We start from the raw sequence: 15051 nt of genomic DNA, 5'->3' as shown, positions 1-15051 counted from the left end.
CGTAACTATACCCCCGCGGCCAATAAAACTCAAGGGAGTATAGAGAATAAAATGAACCCAGCAATTATTTCACACAATTATTTCAAAATAATACGCTGGCGCATCGCTTCAAATAAGCAAACGCCAGTTGCTACAGAAACGTTGAGCGAAGACACCGTACCCGCCATAGGGATACTGATCAGCTCATCACAATGCTCGCGAGTTAAACGACGCATACCTTCACCTTCAGCGCCCATCACTAATGCCATTGGACCTGTGAGTTTGCTTTGATATAACGTATGGTCTGCTTCGCCTGCTGTGCCGACAATCCAAACATTCTCTTCTTGCAGAAAACGTAATGTACGAGCAAGGTTAGTCACTTTAATTAAAGGGACACTTTCTGCAGCACCACAAGCCACTTTTTTGGCTGTTGCATTTAATTGTGCAGAACGATCTTTCGGAACGATGACAGCATGCACACCAGCGGCATCGGCACTACGTAAACAAGCCCCTAAATTATGGGGATCAGTAACGCCATCTAGCACTAATAAGAAAGGTGTACCCACTTTAGCTAACAAGTCTGGTAAATCTTGTTCTTGATACTGACGACCTGGTTTTACTTTAGCAATAATACCTTGGTGAACAGCACCCTCTGTTTGGCTATCTAACCATTGGCGATTAGCCACTTGAACCAGAATACCTTGCGCTTCTAATTCATGAATAACCGGTGTTAAACGGCGATCTTCACGCCCTTTTAATACATAAACTTCTTTAAAACGTGCAGGATCACGCTCAAGTAATGCGGTTACTGCGTGAATACCATAAATAATTTCTTCGCTCATAGCGGTGCTTACTCATTAAAAAATAAAAGGCACAAAACAGATAAAAGGCGGAGTCTCCGCCTTTTAAAAAAGAACCAGAAGAACGAAACTTTATGCGTTATCGCGTTTGGCTGCGCGTTTAGCTTTAAGTTTTGCCTCTATCTTTTTGGTTTGTGATGATGCTTTCTTACGTTTGCTACTTGCTTTATCTTTCGCAACTTGGTCTTTTACAGCGTTATCTTTGCTCGCCTTACCTCGACCTGATGATTTGCCTTTTTTGAAGGCACTATCTGGCTCAAAGTTTTTATCTTTGCTTGCATCACGACGACGAGACTTGCTAGAACTAGCGTTTTTCTTGTCTTTTTCACCTTTTAGTCCACGAACACGGGCTGTTTTACCCGGATTACGTGCAGTGCGTGTTGTTGAAATTAAAGAGAAGTCGATAGTACGTTCATCCATACTGACCGCTTCCACTTTCACTTCAACTTCATCACCAAGGCGATAAACTTGTCCTGAAGACTCACCAATTAAGCGTTGTCCTACATTATCATACTGATAGTAATCATTATTTAATGTAGAAACATGCACCAGACCATCAATAAACAGATCATTTAAGCGAACAAAGAAACCAAAGCCCGTTACGCTAGTGATAATACCTGTAAATTGTTGACCAATTTGATCCAGCATAAAGTCACACTTCAGCCAATCAGCGACATCTCGTGTTGCTTCATCAGCACGGCGCTCTGTTAAAGAGCAGTGCTCACCTAATTGCAACATGGTGTCCATATCACTATGGTAGCCACCTGTTGGTGTCCAGCGCTGTGAACCGTGACCTTCTTGTTTCGCAATTTGATATTTAATAGCGCGATGCAACGCTAAGTCCGGATAACGACGAATTGGCGAGGTAAAGTGCGCGTAAGATTTTAGTGCTAAACCAAAGTGCCCACGATTTTCAGGATCGTAAATCGCTTGTTTCATGGAACGCAAGATCATGGTTTGCAGCATTTCACGATCAGGACGGTCTTCAACTTCTTTCATGACACGCGCGTAATCTGCTGGCTCTGGCGTTAAGCCTCCTGGCAGCGTTAACCCTAATTCATTAAAGACTGAACGTAAATTCAGAACGCTCTCTTCTTTGGGTTTATCATGAATACGATAAAGTGCAGGTTCTTCGTTTTTCTCAACAAAGCGAGCGGCTGCGATATTAGCAAGGATCATGCACTCTTCAATCAATTTGTGTGCATCATTACGAACAACTGGCTCAATACGCTCAATACGACGCTCTGCATTAAAGATAAACTTCGCTTCTTCTGACTCAAAACCAATCGCACCACGTTGCTCACGCGCTTTATCTAGCACTTGATACAATTCGTATAGATGCTCAATATCTTGAACGATAGGTTTATAATGTTCACGCAGTTCTTCATCACCTTGAATGATTTTCCACACTTTGGTGTAGGTCATTCGAGCATGAGAACTCATCACCGCTTCATAGAATTTATAAGAAGAAAGGCGTCCTTGTTCAGAAACCGTCATCTCACAAACCATACATAAGCGGTCAACTTGTGGGTTTAATGAACATAATCCATTAGACAGAACTTCAGGTAACATCGGCACGACTTGAGAAGGGAAGTAAACAGAGTTTCCTCGGCTACGCGCTTCTGTATCTAATGCTGTTTGTGGACGCACATAATAGCTCACATCCGCGATTGCGACCCATAAACGCCAGCCACCACCTTTTTTGCGTTGACAATAAACGGCGTCATCGAAATCTCGCGCATCTTCACCATCAATGGTAATTAAAGGTAAGTTCCGTAAATCGACACGTCCTTGCTTAGCTGATTCTGGTACTTCTTCTTTTAAATCAGCAACTTCTTTGGTGACTTTTTCAGGCCATGTATGAGGGATCTCATGAGTACGCAGGGCAATTTCAACTGCAATACCTGTTCCCATCGTTTCGCCTAGGATCTCAACGATACGCCCTACTGCCTGAGTACGACGAGTAGGTCTTGTTGTGATTTCAACAACAACCACATTTCCCATTCGTGCGCCCATGATATCTTCTTTAGGAATAAGAATATCAAAGCTTAAACGGCTATCATCAGGTACAACAAATCCCATACCTGACTCAATAAAATAGCGACCTACAATTTGGTTATTTCGTGGTTCAATAACACGAACAACACGACCTTCACGACGACCTTTTCTATCCATACCTAAAGGTTGAGCAAGGATCACATCGCCATGCATCGTTTTTTTCATTTCATCTTGTGAAAGATAAAGGTCATCTTTTTGACCTTCTGCACGTAAAAAACCATAACCATCGCGATGACCGATTACCTTACCTTTCCACAAATCAAGGCGTTCTGGTAATGCGTAACACTGGCGACGGGTAAAAACTAATTGACCATCACGTTCCATTGCTCTTAAACGGCGACGTAACGCTTCTAAGTCTTCTTCACCAGAAATTTTTAACGCCTGTGCTAAATCTTCACGGCTCATGGGTGCCGTGCGTTTTTTCATTTCTTCTAAAATATATTCGCGACTAGCAATTGGAGAGGCGTATTTCTCTGCTTCTCTATCCTGAAAAGGATCTTTTGACATTATGACCTCCAAGCTATCAGATTTGATGAAATAGTAGACTCAAACATCTTCTAATAACAATTTATATAAGGAGCTATTATTTTCAACTAGCTCTGCGAGTGTGTGACGGTCTAACTCTTTCAAAAACTGCTCAATTGCCTGATTTAACACCAGTTTTAGTCGGCAAGCTGGGGTAATGTGGCAAAACTCAGCACTACAGTTTACTAATGAAAGTGGCTCTAAAGCACGAACAACCTCACCTACAATGATATTTGTTGCAGGCTTGCCTAAACGGATCCCTCCATTTTTACCGCGAATAGCCTCAACAAAACCTAAATGGCTAAGTTGATTAATAATTTTCACCATATGGTTACGCGAGACACCATAGACTTGTGTCACTTCAGTGATACTCGTCATTTTGCCTTCTGGCAATGAAGCCATATATATCAATGCTCGCAATCCATAATCTGTAAAACTGGTTAATTGCACAATGACCTCTGAAAAGTGGTTTCCCCTATTAAAGTCGTTAAGGGATCAATAAATATTAATGAGAATATCATTTTATTAAGCAATATTATGTTTAATTTTTGGACATTTAGCAAAGATATGCTCAAAAGTGAGTTATTTCCGTCTCTCACTTGACCATCAACAAAATAATAGCGATATCACAGACAAAGAAAAAGCGATACTGTCGATTTTCAACAGATCGCTTTCTTATTTCTGACATTACAACAATAACATTGTCTTACTGTTTTTACGCGTTACTGATAAAACAGAAGCAAAACCGAGTGTAAAGCTGTCTTATCTTATATGTGTAACGCGTATTGTTATCTCAATTTTAACCAACAAACAGATACGAAAAAATCGCCCCTGTCATTTTCAGGGACGATTTTCACATCAAACCAATTTAATGCAGATTATGCATCAAATGGATGACGGAGAATGATGGTTTCTGAGCGATCTGGACCTGTAGAAACGATATCAACAGGAACACCTGTTAATTCTTCTACACGCTTGATGTAGTTCAGTGCTGCTTGTGGCAGTTGAGCATGATCTTTCACACCAAACGTTGTTTCGTTCCAGCCTGGCATTGATTCATAGATAGGCTCGATACCTTCCCAATCATCAGCGGCTAAAGGTGTTGTATCAATCACTTCACCATTTGGTAAACGATAACCAACACACAGTTTCACTTCTTTCAGACCATCTAACACATCCAGTTTAGTCATACAGAAACCAGACAGTGAGTTGATTTGAACCGCGCGACGGATAGCGATGATATCTAACCAGCCAGTACGACGACTACGACCTGTAGTTGCACCAAATTCTTGGCCTTTCTCACGTAAGAAGTCACCCACTTCATCAAACAATTCAGTTGGGAATGGACCTGCACCTACACGAGTAGAGTAAGCTTTGATGATCCCTAATACGTAACCAACATAGCGAGGACCTAAACCTGAACCAGTTGCCACACCACCTGCGGTTGTGTTTGAAGAGGTTACATACGGATAAGTACCGTGGTCGATGTCTAATAAAGTGCCTTGTGCGCCTTCAAACATCACTAACTCACCGTTTTGTGTTGCTTTGTACAGTAAGTCAGAAACATCAACAACCATACCAGTCAGAATATCGGCGATTGCCATGATATCGTCTAAGGTTTTTTGGTAATCAACAGGTTCAACTTTGTAGTAGTTCACCAGTTGGAAGTTATGGTATTCGATGATTTCTTTAAGTTTTTGTGCGAACGCTTTTTTATCAAACAGATCGCCAACACGTAAACCGCGACGAGCAACTTTATCTTCGTAAGCAGGTCCGATACCACGGCCTGTTGTACCGATAGCTTTTTCGCCACGCGCTTTCTCACGCGCATTGTCTAATGCGATGTGATAAGGAAGGATTAACGGGCAAGCTTCAGACAGAAGTAAACGAGAACGAACAGGAATGCCACGATCTTCAAGTTGAGTCATTTCCTTCATCAGGGCTTCTGGTGATAAAACGACACCGTTTGCTATGATGCTAACAACATTTTCACGGAGAATGCCTGATGGGATTAAATGAAGAACGGTTTTTTCACCGTCGATGACTAGAGTGTGACCCGCGTTATGGCCACCTTGGTAGCGAACAACATATTTAGCGCGTTCTGTCAGCAAATCGACTATCTTGCCTTTGCCTTCGTCACCCCACTGGGTGCCCAATACGACAACGTTATTACTCATTTCAAAATACACTCGGTTGCTTAAAAAAGGATTCTACCATCTCAATTCAAGAGTTACAGTAGATTTTATCTAATTATGTCATCCCCGCTTTTAAGCAATAGATTATCTTGCCATTGTCAATATTTTTGCCAGAAAAATCCGCACCACAAACGTATTGTGAATTTTATCAACAGTTTTGATCGCAAAAACAGGAAGCAGAGTGACATAAAAGTGAAAATGGCGAAGAAGACGCTTCGGGATTGCCGAAGGTTTATCTTGAAATGCAATTTTCGCTTTATACTATCCCAGCTAAAACCATTTTGGAAACCATTAAGCGTAAATTTTCATCTTTTTATGCACAATTATTTATTTTTTAGCTTGAACACTCGTTTTATCTTATTGATATCAAAAAAAATCCCCCACGTTTTAAGGTGGAGGATTTTATTATTTACTCAAACGCTTTAATACGTTTGGAAATTACTCTTCAATCGCTCGCGCTTTTGTTGGTGCTTTCATATAGCGTAAGAAATCGCTATCTGGGCTTAACACCATGACGTCATTACCATCTTGGTTAAAGCTCTTCTCATAAGCACGTAAGCTACGAATGAAGGCATAGAAGTCTGGATCTTGGTTGAATGCATCAGCAAACAGTTTAGTCGCTTGAGCATCACCTTCACCGCGAAGACGTAATGATTCACGCTCAGACTCAGCAAGTGTCTCTGTTACGGTCTTGTCCGCAGCTGCACGAATTTTTACAGCTTGCTCTTGACCTTGTGAACGGTGACGACGCGCAACAGCTTCACGCTCTGCACGCATACGCTGATAAATCGCTTCAGAAACTTCCATCGGTAGGTTGATTTGCTTGATTCGAACATCAATCACTTCAATACCTAATGCCGCCATACTGTTCATATTGATAGCTGGCGCTTGGCCTTTGGTTTCTTCAGCGACTTTCTTCGCAGCAATAGCAATAGCATCATCAGCGGCACTTGAATCACGAGATGGAGTACCTTCATTCAGTGCATTACGAACATCAATGGTTAAACGACCACGAGAATCCGTAATAATTTGGTTTACGCTCATACGACCAATCTCAGAACGTAAGCGGTCACTGAATTTACGACGCAGTAATGTTTCCGCTTGCGTTGTATTACCACCACCTGTTGCCAGATAGTAAGTACTGAAATCACTGATACGCCATTTCAGATAAGAATCGACTAATAAGTCTTTATTCTCGCCTGATAAGAAACGGTCTTGCTGGATATTCATAGTTTGAATACGCGCATCCAGTTTTTTCACATTCTCAATAAATGGAATTTTAAAGTGAAGACCTGGCTCATAAACCACAGGTTTATTTTCAGCATCACGTACAACTTTCGCAAAGCGTAAAATAATGCCACGCTCATACTGTTGAACGACAAATACAGAAGAGTACAACAACGCTAAAATAATAACTGCAACAACAGCGATAACTTTACGCATGATTATTGTCCTCCTTGATTATTGCCGTAAGGCTGACCATAACCGCCATTATTACTACCATATCCACCATTACCATAAGTCGTTGTTGCTGGTTTTTGTGCTGGTGCTGGATTTGCAGCTGGAGCAGGTGCCGTTACACGAGCTGGCGCTTCAAGCGTATTCGATGGTGTAGATTGAGATTGCTGACGTAACATTTGCTCTAAAGGCAGCACTAACATGCTGTTACCTTTATCATTAGCAATAACTTTACGTGTTTTTGATAGCACTTTTTCCATCGTTTCAATGTAAAGACGCTCGCGAGTAATTTCAGGAGCAGCACGATATTCAGGTAAGATTTTAGCAAAACTTGCTACCTCACCTTCTGCTTTCATCACCACACTGGTTTTATAAGCAGTCGCTTCTTCAATCATACGTTGCGCGTTACCTTTTGCTAATGGTAACACTTCGTTTTTATAAGCTTCAGCTTGACGAATTGTTTTTTGTTCTTCTTCACGGGCAGCGATTACGTCATCGAATGCCGCTTTTACCGCTTCTGGTGGGCGAGCAACTTGGAAGTTGACGTCCACAATTGAGATACCCATGTTATAAGGACGGATAGTCTCTTCTAATTCTTGACGTGTTTGGTCACGAATTTCTGAACGGTTAGAAGTCAGAATTTTTTCCATTTCTGAACGACCAATAACGCCACGTACTGCGCTGTCAGTTGCCTGACCTAAGCTGTTAATTGGTGTTGTCAGGTTGAACAGGAAGGTTTCTGGATCGGAGACAACATACTGCACGTTTATCTCAACTTGAACCATGTTTTCATCTGACGTTAACATCATGCCACCCGTGGTTAAATCACGGATAGTTTTTACGTTAACAGGCTGAACTTCATCAATGAAAGTCGGTTTCCAGTTCAGACCAGGTTCAACGATTTGGTAAAATTTACCAAAACGAGTCACTACGCCTTGTTCTGCCTCTTTGATGGTATAAAAACCACTTGCAGCCCAAACCACGACAACCGCACCTAATGCAAGAGAAATCAACAGATTTCCAGCATTGCTACGAGGACCGCCATTTTGCCCAGAAGAGGAGTTTCCACCTTTTTTACCGCCGAAACCACCAAGCTTTTCACTCAGTTTACGGAACATATCATCGAGATCTGATGCTCCGCGATTCCGACCTCCTTGATTGCCGTTGGAGTTACCGTTGCCATCGCCATTATTATTGCCGCTGTTTCGGTTACCCCACGGGTCGCGGTCTTGTCCGTTGTTACCGGGCTGATTCCACGCCATGTTCTAGCTCCATTATTATGATTAGATTTATCAGGCTTAAGAGCCGATTTCGTCGCCAGCTCTCAGTTAATGTTCATTATTATGGCCGAATTTCAGACCACGTAATCCAATAAATTTGGTTCCTGCTTGCAAAGGCGGCGCCAGTCTACCATAGGCATACGTATGATTAGCCCAACTTTACCGTCTTTTTCAATCCATTCACGTTCTATCGACTGTAATTGATAAAAACGACTACGTAAGCGCCCTGTATTTTCTGGCGGTAAACGTAATTCAAAGTGTGCGATCTCACCTGAAAGACGTTCTGTCAACGCCTGATACAACAGAGGAATACCTTCGCCTGTTTGTGCAGAAACCCAAACCCTAACGGGTAAGTTTTCTTCATTTCGATCAATTCTTGGAGTGAAGTCTTCAAGAAGATCAATTTTGTTCATAACATGCAGTGTTGGTATTTCTTGAGCATCAATCTCTTCTAATACACTTTCAACTGCATGAATATTTTCCTCAAAACGGCTATCTGCTGCATCAATAACATGAAGAAGTAAGGTCGCTTCTCGTGTTTCTTGCAAAGTCGCTTTAAAAGCAGCAACAAGATCGTGAGGTAAATGTCGAATAAATCCAACAGTATCGGCTAATACAACGGTTCCAACATCATCAACTTGAATACGTCTTAGCGTCGGATCTAATGTTGCAAAGAGCTGATCTGCTGCATACACATCAGAACAGGTAATGTGATTAAATAAACTCGATTTCCCTGCATTCGTATAACCAACAAGGGATAATGTTGGTATATCAGCTTTACTCCGCGCTTGCCGTCCTTGCTCACGCTGACGCTCAACCCTACCCAATCGCATTAGAATTTGACTAATTTTACCTCGGAGTAAGCGGCGGTCTGTTTCTAGCTGAGTTTCGCCTGGTCCTCGTAACCCAATCCCCCCTTTTTGTCTTTCAAGGTGAGTCCACCCTCTGACTAAACGAGTTGATAAGTGACGTAACTGGGCGAGTTCTACCTGTAGCTTTCCTTCATGGGTTCTTGCTCTTTGAGCAAAGATATCAAGGATAACTCCCGTGCGATCAACCACTCGGCATTCACAAAGTCTTTCCAGATTTCGTTCTTGTGCAGGTGTCAATGCATGATTAAATAAAACAACATCTGCACCACTTGCTTTTACAGCCTCGGCAATTTCTTCTGCCTTACCTTCACCCACATAATATTTAGGGTGAGGTGCTTTACGATTTCCTGTAATAATCTGAACTGGTTTAACACCCGCAGATGTCACCAAAGATTCAAATTCTTGCAAATCATCAATGTTCTTTTCTTGAGAAAAGAAGACGTGCACTAAAACGGCTAATTCGCCACCTTCATAACGATCAAACAAAGGCGAAACCTCTTGGACTTTATAAAAACAGGAAAAAACATAGGTAAAGTCTCCCTACCTATGTTTTTCTTATATCAAGAATAATATTGGATTATTATTCTGCAACATCATCCTGCTGAGCAGCGCCACCATTGTAGCCTGTACCAGTTTGGTTCGTGCCTGTGTTGCTATGATGAGAAACAGGACGCGAAGGTACCACGGTAGAGATAGCATGTTTGTATACCATCTGACTTACTGTGTTTTTCAGCAAAATAACAAATTGGTCAAAAGATTCGATCTGACCCTGCAATTTAATGCCGTTTACCAAATAGATAGAAACGGGAACCCTTTCACGACGTAATGCGTTCAGGAAAGGATCTTGCAAAGATTGCCCCTTAGCCATTCTATGTTTTCCTTATTTTGTTGTTTTATATTAGAACCCAATTGGTTCGAAAAATGAACTACTCAAAAATTGCGCTTTGGCAACTATCAATTTTACACAAACCTACCATCTATGCACTAACTACCTGCAAAACAGTGTCAAGAGATTGTTTCGGATCTTCACTATCAAGCCAGTGAATATCATTCCAACCTCTTAACCAAGTGATTTGTCGCTTCGCTAATTGCCGGGTAGCGCAGATCCCTCGATAAACCATCTCATCATAATCTATTTCGCCGGATAAATATGACCACATCTGGCGATAACCGACACAACGTACAGAAGGTAGATCTTCATGCAGATCACCCCGTTCATATAATGATTTTACTTCATCTTCAAATCCACACGTTAACATCTGTTTAAAACGAGCTTCAATGCGTTGGTGAAGAACATTTCTATCTTTCGGAGCAATCGCAAATTGATAAACATCATAGGGCAAAGACTCGCCTGATATTTTTGTCAATTCCGTCATTGTCTTACCTGAAATCAGGTAAACTTCTAGCGCACGAGAAAGCCGTTGAGGATCATTAGGATGGATCCGTTGTGCTGCAACAGGATCAACTAATGCTAACTCTTTATGTATTGCCTCCCATCCTTGCTCTGCTGCTTTATTTTCTATTTCAGCACGAACATCTGGATTGGCGCTGGGTAAAGGCGATAAACCTTCAAGTAACGCTTTAAAATATAGCATAGTCCCGCCCACTAATAGTGGAATTCGCCCAGCTGCGGTAATTTCTTTCATGGCATTTAATGCATCACGTCGGAAATCAGCTGCGGAATAGGGTAATGCGGGGTCTAGAATATCAATTAATCGATGTGGCGCAAGCGATTGCTCTGCCGCATCTGGCTTTGCAGTACCAATATCCATACCACGATAGATAAGCGCAGAATCCACACTAATAATATCTACAGGCAGCTTTTGTCTTAGTGAAATTGCTAATGCCGTTTTACCTGACGCTGTAGGCCCCATTAGGAAAATTGCTTTAGGTTTTATTTGCGTGTTTACTTCGCTCATTATTTAATGCCGCTACCACCGGTTGTAATTCTATTAATTGTAATAAGTTTTTTGCTGGCTGTCTGACATATTGCGGACAAAGTCTTTCAATATCAGCCAATAATCCTACTGCTTGAGCTTGCGACCACTGTGCTTGCTCTGCGCCTAATTGTTTTGCAAACCATTGTCCAAGTTGTTGCTTGGTACAAGATTGCTCTGCTGACAAATAGGCTAATAATGCTGTCAGTAACGCGGGTAAATTTTGCTGGCGTAAAGGTAACGACACAGCATGTATTGTTGCTTTACCGTGAGAAATTTCGATAACGATCCCGAAATGACTAATCAGCGATTGAAACTGATTGAATACGCTAATCTCCTCTTTACTCAATGCCACCTTTAAAGGCACTAGCAAAGGTTGCGGCTTCAATGTTTCATCTTTAGGCAGTAATTGCGCACATTTTAACAGAAAATCTGCTTCTTCCAATGATAACAGCCCAAGACCTTGTGAAGATTCTATTAACGCATATTTATACTGATAAATTGCCAATACTCGCCCAAAAGTATAATCAGTTTGTCCATCTTTCGCATTGACGGAACGAGGCATCACCGAAATAGTATCTTCTTCGATATTATTAGTTGTATGAACGATTTCACCTAAATTCAATGGGGCGCGATCAGGAAATAATGGTATTTTTTCTTTATCTTTTGATGTAGAGACACTTTCTTGCATCATTTTTTGATAAAGCGCGCCTTGTGTCCGTTGATAGCTTTCACCAAACTGACGGCGATCTGCAAATTGAGAAGCGGGCTTTTGCGGTGAGTTACTGTTGTGCTCTCGTTCACTGTATTGGTGTGAAGATGATGTATTTGTCTGAGTTTGAGCGATTGATGCTTGATAAGGCTGAGAAAATACGTTTTCACCTGCAACTTGACGATTTTCAGGAAAATTTAACGCTGTTTCGTGTTCTTCTTCGTTATCTGAAGTCAGTGATAAAGGCTCTTGCGTTGCTTGTCGTAAAACACTCAGCACACCTTGATAGATAAAATCATGAACTAAACGAGATTCATGGAAACGAACTTCATGTTTAGCAGGATGGACGTTAACATCGACTTGGTGAGGATCAACACTTAAATACAAGATGTAAGAAGGTTGCTGCTCTCCTTGCAAATATCCTTCGTAAGCTTGACGAATAGCATGATTAATCAATCTATCACGCATCATTCGTCCATTCACATAACAATACTGAATTTCACTACTTTGCACCGCTGATAAAGGATGTTCTACCCAACCTTTTATTGCTAAATCGCCATGTTCCCACGATAACTGCATTGATTGATGGACAAAATTATTACCACAAATCGCACTCAAACGGCGATTTTGCTGGCTTTCGTCCTTCACTGCACGGTATTGCCGAACACGTTTACCGTTATGAGTAAGATTGATGGAGACATCAAAGCGCGATAACGCAATGCGGCGTACCACTTCATCAATATGTGCAAACTCTGTTTTTTCAGTACGTAAAAATTTACGTCTTGCTGGCGTATTATAAAACAGATCAAGGACTTCAACTGTACTTCCCACAGGATGAGCCGCAGGCTTAACCGTCACAGCCATATCTCTGCCTTCGGCATAAGCTTGCCATGCTTCTTCTTGCTCTTGAGTACGCGATGTCAGCGTTAAACGAGAAACTGAGCTAATGCTCGCTAATGCTTCTCCACGAAAGCCCATACTCATTATGGCTTCGAGATCGTCAAGACTTGATATTTTGCTAGTTGCATGGCGAGCAAGTGCTAACTTCAAATCATCACGATTGATACCGCATCCATTATCACGAATGCGAATTAGCTTGGCACCACCTTTATCGATATCAATCTCAATTGAAGTCGCACCTGCGTCTAAACTATTTTCCAGCAACTCTTTAACAACAGAGGCGGGTCTTTCAACAACTTCCCCTGCGGCAATTTGGTTTGCAAGCTGAGGAGGTAATAAATTTATCGCCATTACCTTTATTCCATTCTACTCAATCAATTAGGCGCGTTTTGTAAAGGGTGAGCCAGAAAGTAATTTCTTAAGCCAGCGTGAATAGATGCCGCAAGTTTCTCTTGATAAGCATCAGAAATCAGTAACTGCTCTTCTGACGCATGACTGATAAAGCCTGTTTCAACTAAAATTGAAGGGATATCGGGTGAACGTAAAACACCTAAGCTTGCATGCTCTGGTGTTTTCTTATGTAGTGAACCCACTTTTCTTAGTTCAGACAATACAGCAACGGCAACGTCATAACCCACTCGCTGTGAATTGCCAAACTGTAAATCGAGTACTGTTTGGCTTAAATAAGGATCAGCCCCGTCTAATGCATCACCAGCACCACCGAGCAATTCAGATTGTTTCTCGCTTTGCTCAAGCCACTTACCTAATTCACTGTTTGCACGACGATTAGAAAGCACCCATACAGAAGCGCCTCTTGCACTACGATTGGGTGCTGAGTCTGCATGAATAGACACTAACATATTTGCACTTTGCTTACGGGCGACTTCAGAGCGCCCCGCAACTGAGATAAAATAATCGCCGCTGCGTGTTAGAACAGGCTTAAACATAGGATCATTACGTAAGCGAGCTTCTAACTTTCTTGCCACACTTAGCGTTACGTCTTTTTCACGATTACCTTTCTGACCAATCGCACCGGGATCTTGCCCACCATGACCAGCATCTATCGCAATAATAATTTGGCGAGAGCCTGCTTGCGGTTTTGAAGGTGTGGTGCGTGGTTTTGCAATAGGAACAACAGGCGTAACCTCGGTTACTGGCTTAGTCATTAAAGGCGCCATTTCCCGATTTGTATTTGCACTTGAATGTGATGTCGTTGCTGTTGCAGTCGGTGATAACGCAACAACACTTACTGTCGATTGGGCATTGCTATTTTGTCGAGCATTCATAGCTTTGATAGTAAGCACTAACTTATAGCCACCACTTACATTCATCAAACTTTCAGTCACCACAACAGGCTGAGCAAGCTCCACGACCATACTTTGGTATTGGCTATCTTTTGATTGTGTTGAGCGAATTTTATGAACTAACTGCCCATTGCCTAATGTTGCCGGTAATCCCGTGATTTTTGTACCCTGTTTAAAATCCATCACTAAACGGTCAGGGCTTTTTAATGAGTAATATCGATAACTCGGCTTCCCATCACTAAAAGTAAATGTGAGAGTTGTTGCTGAAATACCGTTTTCTGCTTTTACTTCTGTCACAGTAGCGGCTTGTGCTATTTGCACAAAAAATAAAGACAAAACAACCAACAGAAAGGCAACAACATAGCGCTGACTTTGACTCACAGTAGTGATGAGACTCGACATAATCAATATTCCTTTATGCGGACTGAATACGGGATAAAACAGTGTTCCCTCTTGATGAAAGGGCAACAAAACGCGCTTTTCGACCTTCATCTTCGTAGCTTAAATGAAGTTCTAAATCTGCGTTAGGTAAAAAGCCTTCGCCTTGAGATGGCCATTCAATCAGGCATAACGCATCTTGCTCAAAATAGTCGCGTATTCCCATAAATTCCAGTTCTTCAGCGGAAGCTAAACGATAAAGATCAAAATGATAAACGGGATTTGGCGAAAGCATATAAGGTTCTACTAATGTATATGTAGGGCTTTTAACATGCCCTTGATGACCAAGAGCTTGTAAAAATCCTCGGCTAAAGGTTGTTTTTCCAGCACCAAGATCGCCATATAAATAAATGATCAATCCGCTATGCTCCGTCGCCATTGCAACAGTACGCCCTAGTTCAACTGTTGCCGCTTCATCTTCTAATGTAACAACCCATTCTTTCATATTTATATAATCTATTGTTAAGTTATAACGGCTTAATAAAGAGAGATCGTTGGAGAATATCAAATACTAAGCTTTATATGTTTTCTTA

12 protein-coding genes are annotated in these 15051 nt (G+C 41.7%); all 12 read right to left on the bottom strand.

Annotated elements, in window-relative coordinates:
• Nucleotides 1-77: 77 nt before the first annotated feature.
• Nucleotides 78-809 carry a 23S rRNA (guanosine(2251)-2'-O)-methyltransferase RlmB gene (gene rlmB / locus QQS39_RS01455; protein WP_285805869.1) on the bottom strand — a complete coding sequence of 244 codons (732 nt, stop codon included), beginning with the start codon at nt 807-809 and terminating at the stop codon, nt 78-80.
• Nucleotides 810-911: 102 nt separating this feature from the next.
• On the bottom strand, nt 912-3404 hold the full coding sequence (gene rnr / locus QQS39_RS01450) for a ribonuclease R (RefSeq protein WP_151436694.1): 2493 nt from the start codon (nt 3402-3404) through the stop codon (nt 912-914).
• A 39-nt stretch (nt 3405-3443) separates the two neighbouring features.
• Nucleotides 3444-3872, bottom strand: a complete 429-nt coding sequence (nsrR, locus tag QQS39_RS01445) for a nitric oxide-sensing transcriptional repressor NsrR (RefSeq protein WP_109372704.1) — start codon at nt 3870-3872, stop codon at nt 3444-3446.
• 428 nt (nt 3873-4300) lie between these two features.
• A complete protein-coding gene (locus tag QQS39_RS01440) occupies nt 4301-5599 on the bottom strand; it encodes an adenylosuccinate synthase (RefSeq protein ID WP_072069601.1) in 1299 nt (432 codons plus the stop codon).
• A 456-nt stretch (nt 5600-6055) separates the two neighbouring features.
• On the bottom strand, nt 6056-7060 hold the full coding sequence (gene hflC / locus QQS39_RS01435) for a protease modulator HflC (protein ID WP_075672791.1): 1005 nt from the start codon (nt 7058-7060) through the stop codon (nt 6056-6058).
• 2 nt (nt 7061-7062) lie between these two features.
• On the bottom strand, nt 7063-8337 hold the full coding sequence (gene hflK / locus QQS39_RS01430) for an FtsH protease activity modulator HflK (protein ID WP_151436693.1): 1275 nt from the start codon (nt 8335-8337) through the stop codon (nt 7063-7065).
• A 92-nt stretch (nt 8338-8429) separates the two neighbouring features.
• On the bottom strand, nt 8430-9713 hold the full coding sequence (gene hflX / locus QQS39_RS01425) for a ribosome rescue GTPase HflX (RefSeq protein WP_285805258.1): 1284 nt from the start codon (nt 9711-9713) through the stop codon (nt 8430-8432).
• Nucleotides 9714-9807: 94 nt separating this feature from the next.
• Entirely contained in the window at nt 9808-10095 is a 288-nt protein-coding gene (gene hfq, locus QQS39_RS01420; RefSeq protein ID WP_075672788.1) for an RNA chaperone Hfq, read from the bottom strand.
• A 109-nt stretch (nt 10096-10204) separates the two neighbouring features.
• Nucleotides 10205-11146, bottom strand: a complete 942-nt coding sequence (miaA, locus tag QQS39_RS01415) for a tRNA (adenosine(37)-N6)-dimethylallyltransferase MiaA (protein WP_196571624.1) — start codon at nt 11144-11146, stop codon at nt 10205-10207.
• Nucleotides 11115-13127, bottom strand: a complete 2013-nt coding sequence (mutL, locus tag QQS39_RS01410) for a DNA mismatch repair endonuclease MutL (RefSeq protein WP_285805257.1) — start codon at nt 13125-13127, stop codon at nt 11115-11117. The genes miaA and mutL overlap by 32 nt, the downstream gene beginning before the upstream one ends.
• A 23-nt stretch (nt 13128-13150) precedes the next feature.
• Entirely contained in the window at nt 13151-14482 is a 1332-nt protein-coding gene (locus tag QQS39_RS01405) for an N-acetylmuramoyl-L-alanine amidase (protein ID WP_196736666.1), read from the bottom strand.
• Between the two features lie 13 nt (nt 14483-14495).
• On the bottom strand, nt 14496-14963 hold the full coding sequence (gene tsaE, locus QQS39_RS01400) for a tRNA (adenosine(37)-N6)-threonylcarbamoyltransferase complex ATPase subunit type 1 TsaE (protein WP_151436689.1): 468 nt from the start codon (nt 14961-14963) through the stop codon (nt 14496-14498).
• Between the last annotated feature and the right edge of the window lie 88 nt (nt 14964-15051).

The sequence above is a fragment of the Proteus appendicitidis genome, assembly GCF_030271835.1.
Classification (GTDB): domain Bacteria; phylum Pseudomonadota; class Gammaproteobacteria; order Enterobacterales; family Enterobacteriaceae; genus Proteus; species Proteus appendicitidis.
Note: the sequence above shows the minus strand (reverse complement) of the source record. Positions and strands in the feature narration are given on the sequence as shown.

Coding starts and splice junctions, on each gene's coding strand:
- hflC (WP_075672791.1), bottom strand. CDS start 7,060: ATGCGTAAAGTTATCGCTGTTGTTGCAGTTATTATTTTAGCGTTGTTG.
- rnr (WP_151436694.1), bottom strand. CDS start 3,404: ATGTCAAAAGATCCTTTTCAGGATAGAGAAGCAGAGAAATACGCCTCT.
- miaA (WP_196571624.1), bottom strand. CDS start 11,146: ATGAGCGAAGTAAACACGCAAATAAAACCTAAAGCAATTTTCCTAATG.
- hflK (WP_151436693.1), bottom strand. CDS start 8,337: ATGGCGTGGAATCAGCCCGGTAACAACGGACAAGACCGCGACCCGTGG.
- QQS39_RS01440 (WP_072069601.1), bottom strand. CDS start 5,599: ATGAGTAATAACGTTGTCGTATTGGGCACCCAGTGGGGTGACGAAGGC.
- mutL (WP_285805257.1), bottom strand. CDS start 13,127: ATGGCGATAAATTTATTACCTCCTCAGCTTGCAAACCAAATTGCCGCA.
- hfq (WP_075672788.1), bottom strand. CDS start 10,095: ATGGCTAAGGGGCAATCTTTGCAAGATCCTTTCCTGAACGCATTACGT.
- QQS39_RS01405 (WP_196736666.1), bottom strand. CDS start 14,482: ATGTCGAGTCTCATCACTACTGTGAGTCAAAGTCAGCGCTATGTTGTT.
- tsaE (WP_151436689.1), bottom strand. CDS start 14,963: ATGAAAGAATGGGTTGTTACATTAGAAGATGAAGCGGCAACAGTTGAA.